At 61.2% G+C, this 18,687-nt stretch carries 21 protein-coding genes; all 21 read left to right on the top strand.

The window, feature by feature from the left end; genetic code table 11:
• Complete coding sequence (gene flgA / locus C5750_RS17490; protein WP_105735207.1) at positions 1-483, top strand: flagellar basal body P-ring formation chaperone FlgA; 483 nt, start codon at positions 1-3, stop codon at positions 481-483.
• Complete coding sequence (locus tag C5750_RS17485; protein WP_105735206.1) at positions 483-1,700, top strand: flagellar basal body P-ring protein FlgI; 1,218 nt, start codon at positions 483-485, stop codon at positions 1,698-1,700. Before flgA ends, C5750_RS17485 begins: the two co-directional genes overlap by 1 nt.
• Before the next feature lie 8 nt (positions 1,701-1,708).
• Positions 1,709-2,230 (top strand): MotE family protein, encoded by a 522-nt coding sequence (locus C5750_RS17480; protein ID WP_425350480.1) that lies wholly within the window; start codon positions 1,709-1,711, stop codon positions 2,228-2,230.
• Positions 2,227-2,940, top strand: a complete 714-nt coding sequence (gene flgH, locus C5750_RS17475) for a flagellar basal body L-ring protein FlgH (RefSeq protein ID WP_105735205.1) — start codon at positions 2,227-2,229, stop codon at positions 2,938-2,940. The genes C5750_RS17480 and flgH overlap by 4 nt, the downstream gene beginning before the upstream one ends.
• 5 nt (positions 2,941-2,945) lie before the next feature.
• Positions 2,946-3,434, top strand: a complete 489-nt coding sequence (locus C5750_RS17470) for a flagellar basal body-associated FliL family protein (RefSeq protein WP_105735204.1) — start codon at positions 2,946-2,948, stop codon at positions 3,432-3,434.
• On the top strand, positions 3,431-4,168 hold the full coding sequence (fliP, locus tag C5750_RS17465) for a flagellar type III secretion system pore protein FliP (RefSeq protein ID WP_105735203.1): 738 nt from the start codon (positions 3,431-3,433) through the stop codon (positions 4,166-4,168). Before C5750_RS17470 ends, fliP begins: the two co-directional genes overlap by 4 nt.
• Positions 4,169-4,335: 167 nt before the next feature.
• Complete coding sequence (locus tag C5750_RS17460; protein ID WP_105735202.1) at positions 4,336-5,286, top strand: flagellin N-terminal helical domain-containing protein; 951 nt, start codon at positions 4,336-4,338, stop codon at positions 5,284-5,286.
• A gap of 127 nt (positions 5,287-5,413) precedes the next feature.
• A complete protein-coding gene (fliF, locus tag C5750_RS17455; RefSeq protein ID WP_105735201.1) occupies positions 5,414-7,060 on the top strand; it encodes a flagellar basal-body MS-ring/collar protein FliF in 1,647 nt (548 codons plus the stop codon).
• On the top strand, positions 7,047-7,715 hold the full coding sequence (locus tag C5750_RS17450; RefSeq protein ID WP_105735200.1) for a hypothetical protein: 669 nt from the start codon (positions 7,047-7,049) through the stop codon (positions 7,713-7,715). Before fliF ends, C5750_RS17450 begins: the two co-directional genes overlap by 14 nt.
• Positions 7,712-8,980 carry a MotB family protein gene (locus C5750_RS17445; RefSeq protein WP_105735199.1) on the top strand — a complete coding sequence of 423 codons (1,269 nt, stop codon included), beginning with the start codon at positions 7,712-7,714 and terminating at the stop codon, positions 8,978-8,980. Before C5750_RS17450 ends, C5750_RS17445 begins: the two co-directional genes overlap by 4 nt.
• Positions 8,977-10,188 (top strand): chemotaxis protein MotC, encoded by a 1,212-nt coding sequence (locus C5750_RS17440; RefSeq protein ID WP_105735198.1) that lies wholly within the window; start codon positions 8,977-8,979, stop codon positions 10,186-10,188. Before C5750_RS17445 ends, C5750_RS17440 begins: the two co-directional genes overlap by 4 nt.
• On the top strand, positions 10,185-11,408 hold the full coding sequence (fliK, locus tag C5750_RS17435) for a flagellar hook-length control protein FliK (protein ID WP_105735197.1): 1,224 nt from the start codon (positions 10,185-10,187) through the stop codon (positions 11,406-11,408). The genes C5750_RS17440 and fliK overlap by 4 nt, the downstream gene beginning before the upstream one ends.
• Positions 11,409-11,460: 52 nt before the next feature.
• Positions 11,461-11,931: a transglycosylase SLT domain-containing protein gene (locus C5750_RS17430; RefSeq protein WP_223615515.1), complete on the top strand. Its 471-nt coding sequence runs from the start codon at positions 11,461-11,463 to the stop codon at positions 11,929-11,931.
• A gap of 238 nt (positions 11,932-12,169) precedes the next feature.
• Entirely contained in the window at positions 12,170-12,841 is a 672-nt protein-coding gene (gene ftcR, locus C5750_RS17425; RefSeq protein WP_105735195.1) for a flagellar transcriptional regulator FtcR, read from the top strand.
• Positions 12,842-12,965: 124 nt separating this feature from the next.
• Positions 12,966-14,252: a flagellar hook protein FlgE gene (locus C5750_RS17420; RefSeq protein WP_105735194.1), complete on the top strand. Its 1,287-nt coding sequence runs from the start codon at positions 12,966-12,968 to the stop codon at positions 14,250-14,252.
• Positions 14,253-14,280: 28 nt separating this feature from the next.
• Positions 14,281-15,753, top strand: a complete 1,473-nt coding sequence (flgK, locus tag C5750_RS17415; RefSeq protein WP_105735193.1) for a flagellar hook-associated protein FlgK — start codon at positions 14,281-14,283, stop codon at positions 15,751-15,753.
• A 2-nt stretch (positions 15,754-15,755) separates the two neighbouring features.
• Complete coding sequence (locus C5750_RS17410; protein WP_105735192.1) at positions 15,756-16,805, top strand: flagellar hook-associated family protein; 1,050 nt, start codon at positions 15,756-15,758, stop codon at positions 16,803-16,805.
• 51 nt (positions 16,806-16,856) lie between these two features.
• A complete protein-coding gene (gene flaF, locus C5750_RS17405; RefSeq protein WP_105735191.1) occupies positions 16,857-17,201 on the top strand; it encodes a flagellar biosynthesis regulator FlaF in 345 nt (114 codons plus the stop codon).
• Positions 17,202-17,206: 5 nt separating this feature from the next.
• A complete protein-coding gene (flbT, locus tag C5750_RS17400) occupies positions 17,207-17,647 on the top strand; it encodes a flagellar biosynthesis repressor FlbT (protein WP_105735190.1) in 441 nt (146 codons plus the stop codon).
• Positions 17,644-18,042, top strand: coding sequence for a flagellar hook assembly protein FlgD (flgD, locus tag C5750_RS17395; protein WP_105735189.1), 399 nt, complete (start codon positions 17,644-17,646; stop codon positions 18,040-18,042). Before flbT ends, flgD begins: the two co-directional genes overlap by 4 nt.
• 16 nt (positions 18,043-18,058) lie before the next feature.
• The gene (locus C5750_RS17390) at positions 18,059-18,325 is read left to right on the top strand and encodes a flagellar biosynthetic protein FliQ (RefSeq protein WP_105735188.1); all 267 of its coding nucleotides are present in this window, start codon (positions 18,059-18,061) and stop codon (positions 18,323-18,325) included.
• Positions 18,326-18,687: the final 362 nt, after the last annotated feature.

Here is an 18,687-nt window from a genome sequence, read left to right as displayed (position 1 = left end):
ATGGCGGCGGCAAAGATCATTGGGAACTGGACTCTGCGCGTGCTGGCAGCCGGCCTGTGCGCGCTGGTCTTTTCCGTTGCCGCCCGTGCCGAGCGCATTGCGTTCCTGGTGCCTTCCCAGATCATCTATCCCGGCCAGACCATCGGCAATGCCGGGTTGACGGAAAAGTATTTTACCATCCGCGCCTCCGCTGCCGCCCAGTATGTGCTCACGCCCGATCAGCTGGTCGGCAAGGTCTCGCGCCGGACATTGCTGCCGGGCCAGCCTATCCTCCTGTCGTCGGTCAATGAACCCGACATGGTGCAGCGCGGGGTTCCGGCGGTGCTGGTCTATGACGCCGGCGCTCTCGTCATCACGGCGCGCGGCACGCCGCTGGAGGCCGGGCGCGTCGGGGATTTCATCAAGGTGCGCAACATCGACAGCGGTATCACCGTATCGGGCACCATCCTTGCTGACGGGCGCATACAGGTGGGCATGCAATGATGCGGCGTATCGCGATTGCCCTTCTGGCCTTCCTTGCAACGTCCGCGCTGCACGCGGGCGAATCGTCGCCCAAGGAGAAGGGTTACAAGACACCTGCACAGGCCCAGGCCGCCTGGCAGAAGGAAGCTGACGAAGGACGCTGGGGCGGGCCGGCTTCCCAGTTCGGCGAAGGCGGGGTCATCGTCCGGCTCAAGGATATTGCCGCCATTCAGGGCGTGCGCGAAAACCAGCTGGTCGGCTATGGTCTCGTTGTCGGGTTGAACTCAACCGGCGACAGCCTGCGCAACGCGCCCTTTACCGAGCAGTCCATGCGCGCCATGCTCGACAATCTCGGCATCAGCCCGCCGGCCGGCGCCTCGCGTTCCAAGAATATCGCGGCCGTCATCGTCACCGCCAATCTGCCGCCCTTTGCCGGGCGCGGTTCGCGGATCGATATCACCGTTTCATCGCTGGGTGACGCCACGTCGCTCTCCGGCGGTACGCTGGTCATGACGCCGCTCGCCGGTGCCGACGGGCAGGTCTATGCGGCGGCACAGGGCAACCTGATCGTGTCCGGTTTCACGGCGTCGGGCAACGCCGCCACCCTTACACAGGGTGTGCCAACCAGCGGACGCATTCCCAACGGCGCTCTGGTCGAAAAAGAGGTTTCCGGAAATTTCGGCCAGGAGGGTGAACTTCTGGTCGAGTTGCGGCAGCCGGATTTCACCACGGTCGTGCGCATCACCGATACGATCAATGCCTTTGCCAAGCGCCGCTACAACCAGCCGGTTGCCAAGGAGCGCGACGCCAAGTCGATCCGTCTGCGCAAGCCGAAGGATATGACCGCAGCGCGCTTTCTCGCGGAAATCGAAGGCCTGCCGGTGCCGACGGATGAAGTGGCGCGCGTCGTCGTCGATGAGCGCACCGGGACCGTGGTCATCGGTGAGAAAGTGCGGATATCACGGGTCGCCATCAGCCATGGCACCCTTTCAGTCAAGGTCACCGAGACACCGACGATCATTCAGCCGGAACCGTTCAGTGACGGGGTGACGGCGGTCGAGCCCAACACCAATATCCAGGTCCAGCAGACCTCCAAGATCGGCGTGCTGGGGGGAACCGACCTTGAAAGCCTGGTGAAGGGTCTCAACCAGATCGGCGTGAAGCCGCAGGGCATCATCGCCATCCTTCAGGGCATCAAGACGGCGGGCGCGCTGCATGCGGAGCTGGTGGTCCAATGAGTGCTGCAATGACCATGGGACGGAACATGACGGCGTCCTGCAAGGCTGCTCTATTCCTGCTGGCGATGTCCTTGCTGCCATCCGCTTCGATGGCGCAGGATGCGGCTCCCAAGGATGAAACCGGGCAGGAAATCGGCCGTTATTGCACCAACATCACCGACAAGGCCGCCGATGCCCGCTATGCCATGCAGACCCGCGAGCTGGAGCAGTTGCGGGCCGATATCGACAGCCGCATCCAGGAACTGGAAGCCAAGCGCAAGGAATATGAAGTCTGGCTGAAACGGCGCGACGAATTCGTCGACAAGGCTGAGGATTCGCTCGTGGGCATCATTTCCAAGATGCGGCCGGATGCGGCTGCAGCGCAGATGGCGCTGATGGGCGACGAGCCCGCCGCCGCGCTGCTGCTGAAGCTCAATCCCCGTGTTTCCAGCGTTATCCTGAATGAAATGCCCGCGGAAAAATCCTCGCGCCTTGCCCGCGTGATTGTCGGATCCCGCGTAGTCACAAAGAAAGAAAGAACCGCGCAATGAAAAAAGCGGCATCCCTGCTTGCCATCGCCAGTGCCGTTGCCCTTTCGGGATGCGCCGACAATTTCCGCGATCTGAACCGCACGCCGCAGATGTCGCCGGTGGGCGCGGGCGTCGGGCAGAGCTTCAGCGTTTCCGATCCGTCCTACTATCCGACCCAGCCGCAGCCGAAACGCTATTCGCTGTGGCAGGACCGCGCCGCCGGGTTCTTCCGCGATCCGCGTGCGACCAATCCGGGCGATGTCTTGACCGTCAACATTCTGATCGACGAAAAGGCGACGTTCGACAACAAGAACAGCCGTTCGCGCGTCGCCTCATCCGATGTCGGCGGCAAGGCGGATATCAGCGGCAGCGGCTTCTCTGCTGGCAATATCGGCGGCAATCTCGATCTGAAATCCGATAGCCGCACCAAGGGCGAGGGCAAGATCGAGCGATCGGAGAAAATCGTGCTGAGGGTTGCGGCCATCGTCACCAATATCCTGCCCAACGGCAATCTGGTGATCCGCGGTTCGCAGGAAGTGCGCGTCAATTACGAGTTGCGGGTGCTGAACGTCGCCGGCGTTGTCCGCCCGCGTGATATTTCCGGCGACAATGTCATTTCCTACGAGAAGATCGCCGAAGCGCGCATTTCCTATGGCGGCCGCGGGCGCCAGAGCGAGACGCAGCAGCCGGCATGGGGTCAGCAGATCCTCGATCAAGTATCGCCGATCTGACCGGTATGAGCACGCTCGCCGACGATACGACACCCGCACCGAAAGCACCGTCCAGCGTGGCGATCATTGCTGCGGTGGCGGTTCTCACCCTGATTGCTGCGGCCGGCGGCTGGTTTCTCGGAACGCAGCTCGGCCTGAATGTCCCGGCCGGTCAGGCCGCGGGAACCGGCGAGAAGACGCGTCCTGCCGGTGCCGACGTGCCATCCGGCAATGTCGTGGCGCTCAAGCCGATCCTGACCAACGTCAAAATCCCGCAGGACGTCTGGATCAGGCTGGAGGCGGGCGTCGTGGCCAAGCCCGGCGAGAAAATATCCGACGAACTGGCGGCAACCGTTGCCGGCGATTTCATGGCCTTCCTGCGCACCGTCAATCTGATGCAGCTGCGCGGGGCGGCGGGGCTGGAATATCTGCGCATGGATCTGCAGGAGAGGGCGCGCATGCGCTCCGAAGGCAAGATCGAGAAAGTGTACATCTGGGCATTGGTGATGGAATGAAACGGCGTCTGCTGACACCCCTGCTGCTGCTCGTGCTCGGCGGCACCGCCATGGCCCAGACGCCGTCGCTGCTCGATGGCCTGATCCCGCAGGGCAGCGCGTCGACCAGCGGCCAGATCATGCAGATGCTGGCGGTGCTGACGGTGCTGTCCATCGCGCCGGGCATCCTGATCATGGCAACGAGTTTCACCCGTTTTGCCATTGCCTTTTCCATGCTGCGCTCTGGCCTCGGCCTGCAGACGACACCGGCCAACCTCGTGATGATCAGCCTTGCGCTGTTCATGACCTTTTATGTCATGGCGCCGGTGTTTGACCGGGCGTGGCAGAACGGCGTGCAGCCGCTGGTCAACAACCAGATCACCCAGGATGTCGCGATCCGCGAGATCACGTCGCCGTTCCGTGAGTTCATGCTGCGGCAGGTGCGCGACAAGGATTTGCGGCTGTTCGAGGATCTGGCGGACGAATCCTTCCGCACCAAGGCCAATGAGGCCGTGGATATGCGCATCCTCGTGCCCGCCTTCATGATTTCCGAACTGCGCCGCGGTTTCGAGATCGGCTTTCTCATCGTCCTGCCGTTTCTCGTCATCGACCTGATCGTTGCGACGCTCACCATGTCGATGGGCATGATGATGCTGCCGCCGACGGTGCTGTCGCTGCCGTTCAAGATTCTGTTCTTCGTGCTGATCGACGGCTGGAACATTCTGGTCGGCAGTCTGATCCGGTCGTTTTCGTAACCATGACAAAAATTAATCCTGCCCATTATTGAAACGGTAACAATTCTGGCGTACTCCTGCTCGGCATAACAGGTGACCGCTTCGGTTACAGGCATCATGCCGCTCTGTTAGGTCGGTTCCGATCCGACATGTCCCCATCACATGTATCTTTTATAGGGGCTTTTTTCATGGCCAGCATTCTTACCAACGCGTCAGCAATGACCGCGCTCCAGACACTGACTGCAACCGGCAAAAATCTTGCCACCACTCAGAACCGCATTGCAACGGGCCTGAAGATCTCCGAAGCTTCCGACAACGCCGCTTACTGGTCGATCGCCACAACGATGCGTTCGGACAACGGTGCCAACTCGGTTATCCAGGACGCTCTCGGTCTCGGCAGCTCCAAGATCGATACCGCCTATTCCGCAATGAACAAGGCCATTGATTCGGTAAACACCATCAAGAACCTGGTTCTGGCTTCCAAGAACGCCAGCGCTGAAGACCGCGCCAAGAACCAGCTGCTGATCAACTCGGCTATCGGTGCCCTGAAGGAAAACGCAGGCGCTTCCTATGCCGGTTCCAACCTGCTGACCACCGACCAGGCTGTTGACGCCGCCACTGCAACGGCAAACTTCAGCACGATCGCTTCCTACAGCCGTGATTCGACCGGCAAGGTAACGACCGGTTCGATCGACGTTGCTCTGGCAAACACCCGTCTTATCGACACGGGCGGCACTGCTGCAACCAAGACCGGTATTCTCGACAAGCAGTTTACTGTAACCAACGCGGCAACCACACCTGTTGCAACACAGACCTCGATCCTGACGATCGACGTTTCTGCTGCAGGCGTCGACAACACGGCGATTGACGGCATGCTGACCGGTATCGAAGCTGCTGCCAAGGGCCTGGCTTCCGGTGCTTCGCAGCTCGGTGCTGCCAAGACCCGCATCGACAGCCAGAAGTCGTTCATCAGCGCGCTTTCGGACGCTGTTGATCGTGGTATCGGCACGCTCGTTGACGCTGACATGAACAAGGAATCGGCTCGTCTGTCGGCTCTGCAGGTTCAGCAGCAGCTCGGCGTTCAGGCGCTGTCGATTGCCAATGCAAGCAACCAGACCATCCAGCAGCTGTTCCGCTAAGGATGACGATCCCTCGGGATCGGTTCTGAATTGGGCCACGCCTTGCGCGTGGCCTTTTTCTTTCCGGCTCTAACTTCGCGCAAGCTTCGGCCTCTATGGTCGGACGACGCAAGCGTGGTGGGCATTGATGGAAAAGAATATCAGACAGTCTCTGGAGCAGTTTCTGGGTGCCATGAAGAAGCTTGGCGCGCGGCGGCTCATCGGGCTCGCCCTTGTCGGCGTCACCCTGTTTGCCACCATTCTTGTCTCCAGCTTTTATCTCAACCGCCCGCAATATGAGACGCTCTATGTCGGCCTCAGCCGCGACGACGTCAACCGCATGGGCATGGCTCTCGGCGAAGCCGGCATTCCGTTCGACGTAAAGGCCGACGGCACCTCGGTGCTCGTCCCGTTCGGCAAGGCGGACCAGGCCCGCATGTATCTGGCCGAAAAGGGACTGCCGACCAGCAACAATGCCGGTTATGAACTCTTCGACAATATGGGCTCGCTGGGCCTTACCTCATTCATGCAGGAGATTACCCGGGTACGGGCGCTGGAAGGCGAAATCTCCCGGACGATCCAGGCGATCCGCGGCATCAAGGCGGCCCGCGTGCATATCGTCCTGCCGGAAAAGGGCAGCTTCCGCCGCGGCGACCAGGCGCCGTCCGCTTCCGTGGTGATCCGCACCGAGGGCGGGTTCTCGATGGAATCGGCGCAGTCGATCCGCCAGCTTGTCGCGGCCGCCGTGCCGCAGCTCACCGCGTCCGAAGTCACCGTTCTCGATACCAATGGACGGCTCCTGGCCTCCAAGGACGACGGCTCGAATGCCGGTGCCGTCATGTCGGCGACGCTGGAGCAGAATGTTTCCGCCTCGGTTGACGACAATATCCGCAAGGCGCTGGCGCCCTATCTCGGCATCGGCCATTTCCAGACGAGCGTCCAGGTGGCGCTCGACACCGACAAGCGCCAGACCAACGAGACCGTGTTCGATCCGGAATCGAAGGTTGAGCGGTCGGTGCGCGTCGTGCGCGAGAGCGGCGATTCAAAGAATTCGAAGAGCGACAACGCGACCGGCGTGGAACAGAACATCCCGCAGGAGGAAATCCAGAGCAAGAATGGCGACAGCTCGACGGAAAAAACCGACAAGCGCGAAGAGCTGACCAATTACGAGGTCAATTCCAAGACGATCTCGACCGTCAGCGACAGCTACCAGATCAAGCGCCTGTCCATTGCCGTCGTCATCGACCAGGCGCGGCTGCTGGCAACCGCGGGCGTTACCCCTGTTCCGGACAAATTCGTCGAGCAGCAGATCGCCAAGATCACGGAACTGGTGGCAACCGCGGCAGGCCTTGACCAGAAGCGCGGTGACGTCATCAACGTGACGGCGCTGAACTTCATGGAAGCGACCGGCGATCAGTTGCAGCCGGCCGCCACGCCGCTGTCGGAGACGATTTTCCGCCAGGCCGGCAGCTTCGTCAATGCCGCTGCGCTCGTCGTGGCCGTCGGTCTCATCCTGTGGTTCGGCGTCCGTCCGCTGATGCGTGAAATGACCAAGCCGCAGGATGCGCTGCAGCTGGCTGCCGGCACCGACGTGGCTGTGCCCGATTTCACCGCCGCATCGCGGCCGCAGCCGGCGCTGGCCGCCAATTCCGACCAGAGCCTGCCCTATGACGACCTGAGTGAACTGCGGCGGCGCATGCGCGTTCCCGCGCAGAACCGGCTTGAGCAGATGATCGAGATGGATGAAGAGCGCGTGGCGGCGATCCTGAAGCAATGGGTTCATGAGGCAGCTTGATATGGGCCGTTCGATTGCCAGCATGCTCACAGACTTCACGCCGAAACACGTGCCCGATGACCGGGTGACGGTTTTTGCTGCCGCGACGCGTGAACGGGTTGAAATATCGGAGGATAATGCGGTTGCCGACGATGTCGTCGACCTCATCGACATCGAGCTGAAGATCAAGGAGACCTTCGAGCTCGGCCGGGCCGAGGGGCAGTCGGAGGCCTCCGTGCTGTTCGACGCGGAGAAGCTGCGGCTGGAACGGGATTTCCAGGAACAGCTGGCCGCGGCGGAAGCGGATTTCATGGATCGCATCGGAACCCGCCTGTACGAGCAGGTGGAGGCAGGGCTGGCGGTGATCTCAACGGGGCTGTCGAGCAGTCTTGCAACCGTTCTTTCCCCTTTGGTTGAAAAGAATCTGCGCGAGCGCGCAGTCGCCGGTTTTGCCGGGGAAATTGCGCGGCTGACACAGGGTTTGGAAGGCGTGATGATCGATATTTCCGGGCCGCAGCACCTCATCGATGCCCTGCGCAACCGCCCGGGCATCGATCTCATGCGCTTCACGTTCACCCGGTCGGAACAGCCGGAACTGTCGATGAAACTCGATGATGTGGTTGTCGAAACGCGGCTTGGTCACCTGATTGACGCGGTGAAGGATACGATCCGATGAATATCGACCCGGAAACCCGCCGCGAAATCGTCATTGTCCGGCGCGGCCGCAACGATGGCGAAGACGGGCACCATGGCGGTGTGTGGAAGATCGCCTATGCGGATTTCATGACTGCGATGATGGCTTTCTTCCTGGTCATGTGGCTGATCAATGCCGCCAATGAGGAAACCAAGGCGGCCGTTGCCAGCTATTTCAACCCGGTCAAGCTGATGGACCGGCAGGCGCGGCCGAAAGGCATCGAAGCCACGGACAATCAGGAAGGCAAGGTTCGCTTCGAACGGCCCAATTCCACCGATGCGGAAACCAAGAGTGCCCGCAACGAAAAGGAACAGCAGGCGAAGCCGGAGACCGAAGAACGCCAGATGTTCAAGGACCCCTATGCGGTGCTGGCGGAAATCGCCACCGATTCCGGTGTCTTGCAGAACCGTTCCGCCAAGGGCGACGGCGGGTCCAACACTGCCGGTCCGTCCACCGGGGCGCAGGGCGGTGACGCCTATCGCGATCCGTTCAATCCCAATTACTGGTCGACCCATGTGGAGGACGATCTTTTCCCGCTGACCGACAGTCCCGCCGTGCCGCCGCCCTCGCAGGAGCAGCTGGAAAAGCGGGCTGCGGGCGTGGAAGACAAGGCCGGTGCGCAGGCGCAAACGGCCGGAGCAATGGCGGCCGATGCGGCCCAGCAGGCGCAGAAGCTGGAAAAGACTGCAGCTCAACCCGCCGGTGCCTCCGCCAGTGCGCCCGCCGGAACAAATGTCACTGTTGACGCGGCAAAGGGCGACAAGCAGCCGGATGCGGGCCAGCTTGCATCGGCACGCGAACTTGCCTCGGAAATTTCCAGGAAGACCAGCACTGCCGCCGATGAAAAGGCCCCGGATATTACGGTGGTTCCCACCGATGAGGGGGTCATGATCCAGCTGACCGACAAGGTCGATTACGGCATGTTCGCCATCGGATCGGCCAAGCCCGACAAGCGGGTGGTGCAGGTTCTCGAGCAGATCGGCAAGATCATTGCCGTGCGCAAGGGCGACGTCATCATCAGCGGCCACACCGATGCACGCCCGTTCAAGAGCGAGACCTATGACAATTGGCGGTTGTCGTCGGCGCGCGCACACATGGCCTATTACATGCTGACGCGCGGCGGCCTCGACGCCAAGCGCATCCTGCGCGTGGAAGGCTATGCCGACCGCGATCCCAAAGTGCCTGCCGATCCCTATGCCGCCCAGAACCGGCGCATCGACATCTTTCTGAAAACGGCCAAGAGATGAAGTGGGGCTCCCGTCTGCGATGGCTGCTGATCGGCCTTGTGAGCCTGCCTCTTGGCATGGCCAAGGCCGACATGCCGTCGCCGGAGCCCTATCTGCTGGTGCGCTCCATGCGCATGCTGCAGGATCAGGTGGCCTCCGGCAAGCCGGAGGCCCTGCCCATGCTCAACCGCGTGCTGGGGCACATTGCGGCACAGCTCCAGGCCGCCAATCCGGATGTCTGGCACAAGCCCGCCAACGCCTATGCCATTGTCATCTATCTCCTCAATGGCGGCAATCCGCAGGTCGTGCGCACCATCCTCACCACGACGAAGCTTGAGAGCATCAGTCCCAAACTGATTGCCGGTTCGCTCGCCTATGCGGATGGCAACCCGCTTGGCATCGTCGAGAACTTCAGCGAAGAGCTGCCGCCGGATGTGCCGAGCGAACTGATCGCCTCGATCTCGCTGGTCACGGCAGCGCAGCTTGCCGCCATCGACGTGCCGACGGCATTGAAGCGCCTGGACTATATCCGCTTGACGGCGCCGGGAACCCTCTTGGAAGAGGCGGCTTTGCGGCGCGGCCTGATGATGGCCGCCAATCTGGGCGACAAGGACAAGGTCAGGCTGCTGGCCCGCAATTATCTGCAGCGCTTTGCCCTTTCACCCTATTCGGAGGATTTCTTCCGCCAGCTGGTCGATGCGGTCATGGTGCTGAAGGCCAAGATCAGCAATGACGAGATCGAGGAGATGGCATCTCTGGCCTGGACCGGGGCACGGCTGCCGCTTTACCTGCGCATCGCCCGCGGCGCCATCGTCGGCGGCGACATGCAGCGCGCCCGCTTCATGTCGGAAAAAGCCGAAGCCCTGGCGCAATCGCTGAAAGCTGATGACACGCAGGCGCGGCTCTATCTCGGGATCAGCAATGTCGGTACGGAGAAGACCGACGATGCGATGAAAATGCTTTCGGAATTGCCGCGCGACCGCCTGCATGAGCGCGATGTCAAATTGCTGGAAGCAGCGGCAGCGATGGGCGGAAAAATCCTCGAACAGCCGTCTGCCGACACCGCGGAAACGCCGCAGCGGTCCCTTGTGAAAGCCGGCGCCGCACCGGCGGACGCCAAGGCAAGGACCGGCGCATCGAGGCCGGCAATCGCGGTTGATCCGATGATCGATGAAACACGCAAGAAGCTCGACGCAATCGATGCGCTTCTAGGGAAGGCCAGGAAATGACCATCGGACCGGATATGCCGCTCAGATCACTCAAGGACGCGATTGTCGGGGAGACAGGCAAGGGAAACCGCCTGCCCGACAAGAAGACGGCCAAGGGCAAGGACGACGCGGTTGACTTCAGGTCCATGCTGGAGGCAAAGCCGCTGCGCCTGCCGGCCGAGGCGGGCGACGGGATGGCGCCGGATGACGTTGCCGCGATGGACGACCAGCCGGAGGTTGAAACGGACGATGATCAGGCAAGCACCGGCCCGTCGGTGCAGGCCCTGTTCGGCCAGTCGATCCTCGCCCTGGAACAGCTGCTCGACCGGCAGCCACCGGATGGCGGCAGTCAGCTGCGGCATGGGAACAAGCTGGCGCAGGCCGTGGACGCCCATGCGCTGGCCGATGGAGAAACGGCGCCTGATGCTGGCGCGAATGGCAAGGACGAACCGCTCCCGCCTGCGCCGCGCACGGATGCGGCGTCCATTGCTGATGCGGCTGACAAGCCGGCTGCAAAGACCGCTGCCAGTCCTGCAACCGGGGCTCAGCCGGACAAGTCCGATACCTCGCCGCAGCCAGCCGAGACTGCCTCCGCCGATGCACCCAAGGCCCGCGTCAGCGCAAGACAGGCACCGGAACAGGCGCAGCCGCCCGCCGTCAGCACCCCGGCTCCGGTTGCCCAGCCGGCCCCCGCCGCCGATCCGCGTGCCGCCATGGCAACCCTTGCCGATACAGCACCAGCAGCGCCGCAAAGCCGTCCCGCCATCGCGAATGTCCAGATCATCTCGGACAACAGCACCAGTGCGGCACGAACGCTGGTGATCCAATTGCAGCCGGTCGAGCTTGGCACCGTGACCGCGCGCCTGCGCCTGACCGGCGATGGCATGCATATCCAGCTGATGGCGGAGAGCAAGGCGGCAGCCGAGCATCTGGCCCGCGACCATGAAGCGCTTGGCAAGGCTCTGCAGCGCGCCGGTGTGGCCGATGACGCATCCGCCGTCACCATTTCCGTGATTGATCGCAGCGCGGCAACGGCCAGCGCACAGCCGGGCCAGCAGGCCACGACCGGACAGGACCAGCAGACGGGAAGCCGGGGGCAGGCCGATGCCGGTTCGCAGGGAACACAGGGCGACCGCTCGTCCGGCCAGCAGCATTTTGGAGACAGCAGACCCGATGAAAGCGACGACAAGACTGCCAAATCCATGGCTGATCGCACTCTGTCTCGCGGTCTGGTCGTGTAGCGGCCTGCTGACCGCGCAGGCCGCGCGCGCCGACAATCTCTGCGAGCGAGAAATGCACCGGGCGTCGAGCAAATACGATATACCGATCGGCATTCTCTATGCGGTGGGACTGACCGAAACCGGGCGCAAAGACTCGTTGCAGCCCTATGCCATGAACATCGAAGGCAAGGCGGTTTTCATGCCGTCCGCGGCAGCCGCCGTGATGAAATTCAACGAAGCGCATGGCCAGGGCGCCAAGCTGATCGATCTCGGCTGCATGCAGATCAATCACTATTTTCATGCCAGCGCGTTCCCCTCCGTTGGGGCGATGCTGGATCCTGCAACCAATGTCGATTACGCCGCGCGCTTTCTCAAACAGCTGCGCGCACGTGAAGGCAACTGGACCATGGCCGTGGCCCGCTACCACGCGGGTCCCAACAACAATCCAGCCCAGAAGCAGTATGTTTGCCGGGTCATGGAAAATATGGTGGCATCGGGCTTCGGCAACTGGACGCAGAAGGCGCGAATGTTCTGCGATAAGTGAAGGTGTTAATGATCGGTAATAAAACGTGAATTTGTTGACGCGGTCATCTTTCGTTAAGGTGTGACCGGTAGACATTCAGCCATGCGAGTCGCATCGCCTTTCCCTCCCGTTTCCCCTCCACGATCCCCATTTCAGACTCCCAATTAATTGCGGTCAATTAGTTGGGGATTGTCGGCGAGTCATCGACCCCGCTAGGTGTGTGTTGTGTGGGGTTTTTACTGATTCGGAAGGTGGGGTCGTGATTGTAGTCGTCGACGAACGAAGTCTGGTGACGAGTGGGTATTCGGCGTGGTTCGCCCGTGAGGGCATTACAACAACAGGGTTCGCTCCCGATGATTTCGGTGACTGGGTTTCGACCGTCCAGCAGAGCGACATTATGGCGGTTGAGGCGTTTCTGATAGGGGAATGTGCGAACCGCAGCCAGTTTCCCCACAAGATTCGTGAGCGCTGTTCGGCGCCGGTCATTGCAGTCAACGAAACGCAGTCGCTTGAACACACGCTTGAACTCTTCCAGGCCGGTGTCGACGACGTGGTGCGCAAGCCGATGCATGTGCGCGAAATTCTCGCCCGCATCAATGCGATCCGCCGGCGCTACGGCAATGGCGATACGGGCACGCAGGTCGGCCCCATCCGCGTCTTTTCCGATGGGCGCGATCCGCAGGTCAACGGCGTCGAGTTCTCGCTGCCGCGGCGTGAACGCCGCATCCTGGAATATCTGATCGCCAACCGTGGACGGCGCCTGAACAAGGCGCAGATATTCAGCGCGATCTACGGCATTTTCGACAGCGAAGTCGAGGAAAGCGTGGTCGAGAGCCATATCAGCAAGCTGCGCAAGAAACTGCGCGAGCAGCTCGGCCACGATCCGATCGATTCCAAGCGTTTCCTCGGTTACTGCATCAATCTCGATTGAGTCTGCGTACCGCTCCGCCGGCGGCGGGGTGTTTGCTAAGTTCTCGAAACATTCAAGGCGTCAGGTTCACGCAAGCATCGTCAGGTTACGATCCGCAACGGAATCATCGCGCAAGGAGACGGAAATGAGCCTCTATGGAATGATGCGGACGGGTGTATCGGGCATGAACGCCCAGGCCAACCGCCTGTCGACCGTGTCCGACAACATCGCCAATTCCAGCACCACCGGTTACAAGCGCGCCAGCACACAGTTTGCTTCGCTGGTCCTGCCAAGCTCGGGCGGCGCCTACAATTCCGGCGGCGTCGAAACGGTTGTGCGTCACCATATTTCCGACGATGGCTCGCTGCGCTTCACCACGTCGTCAACGGACCTTGCCCTCAAGGGCAACGGCTTCTTCGTGGTCAGCAACAGCGCCGGAACGCCCTATCTGACCCGCGCCGGCTCCTTTGTTCCCGATGCGCAGGGCAATCTGGTCAATGCGGCCGGCTATTATCTCATGGGCAACCCGATCGTGAACGGCCAGACCAATTCGGTCATCAATGGATATCAGGGGCTTGAGAAGATCAACGTCAAGCAGAACGATCTTGTCGCCGATCCGAGCCGCAAGGGCACCTTCACGGCCAACCTGCCGGCGGGTTCGGCGGTTGTTGCCGCCGCCGACCTTCCGTCCAATGCGGCGGCCAACACCGCCGGAACGGCCAAATACACCGCCAAGACCTCGCTGCAGAGCTTTGACAATCTCGGCAATCTGGTCGTGCTCGATGTCTACTTCACCAAGACGGGTGAGGATCCCATCACCAAGAACGCCACGTGGGAGGCCACCGTCTACAACAAGGCCGATGCGGCAGCCAGCGGCGGCTTCCCCTATTCAAAGCCGGCCCTGACCACCGAAACCTACAATTTCGACGGCGTCACCGGCAAGATGACGTCGGCCGACAAGTCCCTTTCGGTGCAGATTCCCAACGGTCAGCTGCTGCAGATCGACATGTCGGCCACCAAGCAGCTGGCGGGTGATTACACGCCGATCGAGGCAAAGATCGACGGCAGCACGCCGAGCCCGATCGAGAATGTCGACATCGCGGCCGACGGTACGGTTGTCGCCCGCTACAAGAACGGTGCGCAGCGCGCCATCTATCAGATTGCGCTGGCTGAAGTTCCCAGCCCCGATAAACTTCTTGTCCTCTCCGGCAACGTCTTTTCGCCCAGCGCCGAATCCGGCGATGTGCAGTTCGGCCGGCCCGGCAAGGGCAGCTTCGGAACGCTGACATCCGGCGCGCTGGAAGAATCGAACGCTGATATCGCGCAGGAACTGACTGAGATGATTGAGGCGCAGAGAAGCTACACGGCCAATTCCAAGGTCTTCCAGACCGGCGCGGATTTGATGGACGTGCTGGTCAATCTGAAGAGGTAGCATCCCAAATGTTGATTGGACCTAAGGCATGTCATTAAGCTCGGCGCTCCTTACCGCTCAGAGTGCTCTGACGACGACGTCGAAACAGACAGCGTTGGTATCGCGCAATCTTGCCGGTGCCAACGATCCCAATTTCTCGCGCCGCATCGGTTCAGTCGTCAGCGGGCCCAACGGATCGACCTATCTGTCCGTCAGCCGGTCAGCCGATGATGCGCTCCTGTCCAAATATATCGAGACAAACAGCCAGTTCGGTTCGTCCTCGACGCTGAAGAGCGGCCTCGACAGGCTCTCCGGTATCTACTCCGCCAACAATGCGTCGGGCTCGCCGAGCGCGCTCCTGGGTGATCTGCGCGATTCCCTGCAGCTTTATGCATCGCAGCCAGGCAATAATTCCGTCGGCGAGGCGGCGGTGTCCAAGGCTGTCAATCTGGCCAATGCCCTGAACAAGGGAACGAGCGAGGTCCAGAAGCTGCGGCAGGATGCCGACAATGACATCAAGGATTCCGTCAGCAATCTGAACGCGCTGCTGGCCAAGTTCGAAACCATCAACAACCGCGTCGTCAACGGTACCCGTTCGGGCGCCGATGTGTCGGATTTCCTCGACCAGCGCGATGGCCTGCTCAAGGAAATTTCCGGTGAAATCGGCATCACCACGATGGTGCGCGGCGACAATGATGTCGTGATCTTCGCCGAGTCCGGTGTCACGCTGTTCGAGGGCTCGCCGCGCAAGGTCAGCTTTACGCCCACGGCCGCATTCGCTGCGGGAACCACCGGCAACCAGGTCTATGTCGATGGCGTGCCGCTGTCGCACGGTACATTCCAGCAGCCCTACGGGACGGGACGGCTGAGCGGCCTCTTGCAGCTGCGCGACCAGACCGCGCCCGCCTACCAGAACCAGCTCGACGAGATCGCGCGCAGCCTTGTCGGCATGTTTGCCGAAAAAGACCAGAAGACGCCGCCGACCCTGCCGGATGTGCCGGGGCTTTTCACCTATTCCGGTGCGCCGGCCATGCCTGCGGATGGAACGATATCGCCCGGTATCGCCGGCACCATCAAGGTTTCCTCGGCCTATATTCAGTCGCAGGGCGGCAGCCCGACGCTCCTGCGTGATGGCGGCACCAATCCGGCCAATCCGGATTATGTGCAGAACCCCTCTGGATCGGCCGGCTTTTCAAACCGCCTGCAGGGGCTGATCGGTGCCATCAATGCACCGCGCAGCTATGATGCGAATGCCGGCATCACCGGCCAGAAGAGCCTTGTGGATTATTCCGCCGCCTCGATCAGTTCGCTCGAAACCAAACGCAAATCCGTCACCGAGACCAATACCTACAATGGCGTGCTGGCATCGCGGGCCGAAGATGCAATTTCCAATGCATCTGGCGTGAACATCGATGTCGAGATGCAATCCATGCTGCAGCTTGAACATTCCTATCAGGCATCCGCCCGGATTCTCTCCGCCGTGGACGCCATGTTGAACGAACTCATGAACGCGGTGAAATAACGATGAAAACCCAATCGATTTCATCTTACATGCTGGCCAATTCGACCCGGAACATCCTGGCCAAGGCTCAGGCCGACCTGATCAAGGCAAAGGAAGAGTCGACCACCGGATTCGTGTCCGACACGGGCCTCGCGCTCGGCAGCCGGACTGGCCAGTCCATTTCCCTGCGCAAGGAATATGACCGGCTGACGGTTCTGACCGAAACGAACAATCTGATCGGCCAGCGCATGACGACATCGCAGAATGCGCTTGGCAATCTCGTCAAGGGCGCGACGGATTTTCTCGGCACCGTGACCGCGCTGCGCGGTTCGTCCGACGGTCATTCGGTCGCCCTGGACAAGGCGAAAAGCGGTTTGCAGACCATGACGGGCCTTGCCAACACCAACTACAATGGCGAGTACGTGTTTGCTGGCGTGAATACGGACGTGCAGCCGATGGATGATTACTACGCTGCCGGCAATCCGGCGCGTGCAGCCATCCAGACCGCCTTCCAGACGCAGTTCGGCTTCCCGATGACGGATCCGCAGGTGAAGAACATCACCGCCGACCAGATGAAGAGTTTCCTCGACACCACGATGACGGCCCAGTTCAGTGCGGGTTCCTGGTCGAGCAACTGGTCGTCGGCCTCGGACACGCTGGTCAAAAGCCGGATCGCGCCGACGGAACTGGCCGAGACCTCGGTCAGCGCCAACAATGCCGGGTTCCGGCAGATGGCCATGAGCTACACCATGGTTGCCGAACTGAGCAATATCGGCCTCAATCAGGGCGCTTTCGATGCGGTCATGGACAAGGCGATCTCCACGACAACCCAGGCTGTCACCTCGCTGACCAGCGCACAGGCTTTCCTCGGCGACGCCCAGGCGCGGACCAAGGATGCGACGGATCGCCTGACCGTGCAGCTCAAGGTGCTCAACAGCTCCGTTCTCGATCTGGAGGCTGTCGATCCCTATGAGGCGGCAAACCGCGTGAGTGCATTGACCAACCAGATCCAGGCTTCCTACGCCCTGACTGTCAAGCTGCAGAGCCTGAGCCTGCTCAATTACCTGAAATAGCCATGGCGGGCGCGGTGGCCGTGCCCGTTTGTGCCGATACCGGAAAGACATATGTACCAGGCCCGATACAACGACATCATGGACGACGGCGCAGCCAGCGCCAAGGAGCGCGAGCGCTCGCTGTTCGACCAGTCGATCATGATGCTGGAGGAAGCGCGCGACGAAGACGGACATTCCTTCAAGAGCATTGAAGCGGTGCATTTCACCTCGCGCCTGTGGGTGATCGTGATCGAAGATCTCGGCAGCCCGGAAAACGGCCTGCCGCCGCAGTTGCGGGCATCGCTGATCTCGATCGGCATCTATATCCTCAAGGAGCTCGAAGAGATCCGCCAGGGCCGGTCGACCGATTATGACGGCATCATCGAGATCACCAGAACCATCCGGGACGGGATCTGAGCACCATGAAAATCACCCTGCGCGCCGGCGAGAAAGTCTACATCAACGGCGCTATCCTGTGCGCTGACCGCAAGGTTTCCCTTGAGTTTCTCAACGATGTGACGTTCCTGCTCGAGAGCCACGTCCTGCAGGCGGACGAGACGACGACGCCGCTGCGCCAGCTCTATTATGCGGCACAGATCATGCTGATCAATCCGCTGATCAGGAACGAAGCCAACATCACCTTCAAGCGCATGCTGGCAAACCTTTTGGCCACCTTCGAGAATCCGCTGATGCTCAAGGAGTTGAAGCTGATCGACGAGATCGTTTGCAACGACCGGGTGTTCGAGGCGCTCAAGGCCATACGGCTGCTCTATCCGCTGGAGGCGCAAATCCTCTCCGGCACGCTTGAAACCACCCATCCCACCCATTCGGATCAGCCAAACCGGCCGGAGGCAATCGCATGACCACCACACCTCCCGTAGGATCATCAACCGGCAATACACCGGACACGTCCAAGACCGGCGGACCAAGCGTCGACTACCAGTCCTTCCTGAAGCTGCTCGTGGCGCAGATGAAGAACCAGGATCCGACGCAGCCGATGGACGGCACCCAGTACGTGGCGCAGCTCGCCCAGTTCTCCAATGTCGAGCAGGCGACGCTGATGAACAAGAAGCTCGACCAGATTCTCGCCAGTTCCTCGCTGTCGCAGGCGGACGGGATCATCGGCCGGACCGTCACCAGCGCCGACGGCAAGGTCACCGGCGTGGTGGAATCGGTCAAGATTTACAGCGACGGCATGATCGCCAAGCTCAAGGGCGGGGCGGAACTGCCGATCACCGCCGGCATCGTCATCAGTTGACCGCCCGCCGCCGACTATGAATGAGGCCGATGCGCTCGACATCGTCAACCAGGCGATCTGGACGGTGATTGTCGCCGCTGGCCCGGCCGTGGGCGCCGCCATGCTGGCAGGCGTCATCATCGCCCTGTTCCAGGCCCTGACCCAAATCCAGGAAGTCACGCTGACCTTCGTTCCGAAGATCATCGTCATTCTCGCCGTGCTGGCGCTGACGGCTCCCTTCGTCGGCTCGCAGATCAACACGCTGACCCTGCTCACCTATTCGCGGATCGAAAAGGGCTTTTGAGCCTGTCGAACCGCGCACTGTAATTTTTCCACCCAAATAAAAACCACGCCAACTTATCCACGTTCTCCCAACCCAAGTTATCTTTCTCGTGTCCTTTCCGGCGGGAATGCTTCCGGAAACTTTCGAAAGTCGGGAAAGGACCGGCGCTTCGGCCTCACGGGGAAGAAAACCTGTGCGGCCGGGGAGGTTTGGCTCAATGCTGGCCCATTGGGTAAAACCTCAAAACCGCCGGAGCGGGTGGTCCTTGGATCGCAAGCATCGCATACAGCATAACCCAAGACCCGCGTTCCAAGGACCGCCCGTCATTCTCCTCTTTCAACAGCCAGACGCAGAAGCGGGCGTGGCAACCAGCCAGCGCGGCC

The organism is Phyllobacterium myrsinacearum (assembly GCF_002980555.1).
GTDB classification, from domain to species: Bacteria; Pseudomonadota; Alphaproteobacteria; order Rhizobiales; family Rhizobiaceae; genus Phyllobacterium; species Phyllobacterium myrsinacearum.
This window is presented reverse-complemented; position numbering and strand designations above follow the sequence as displayed.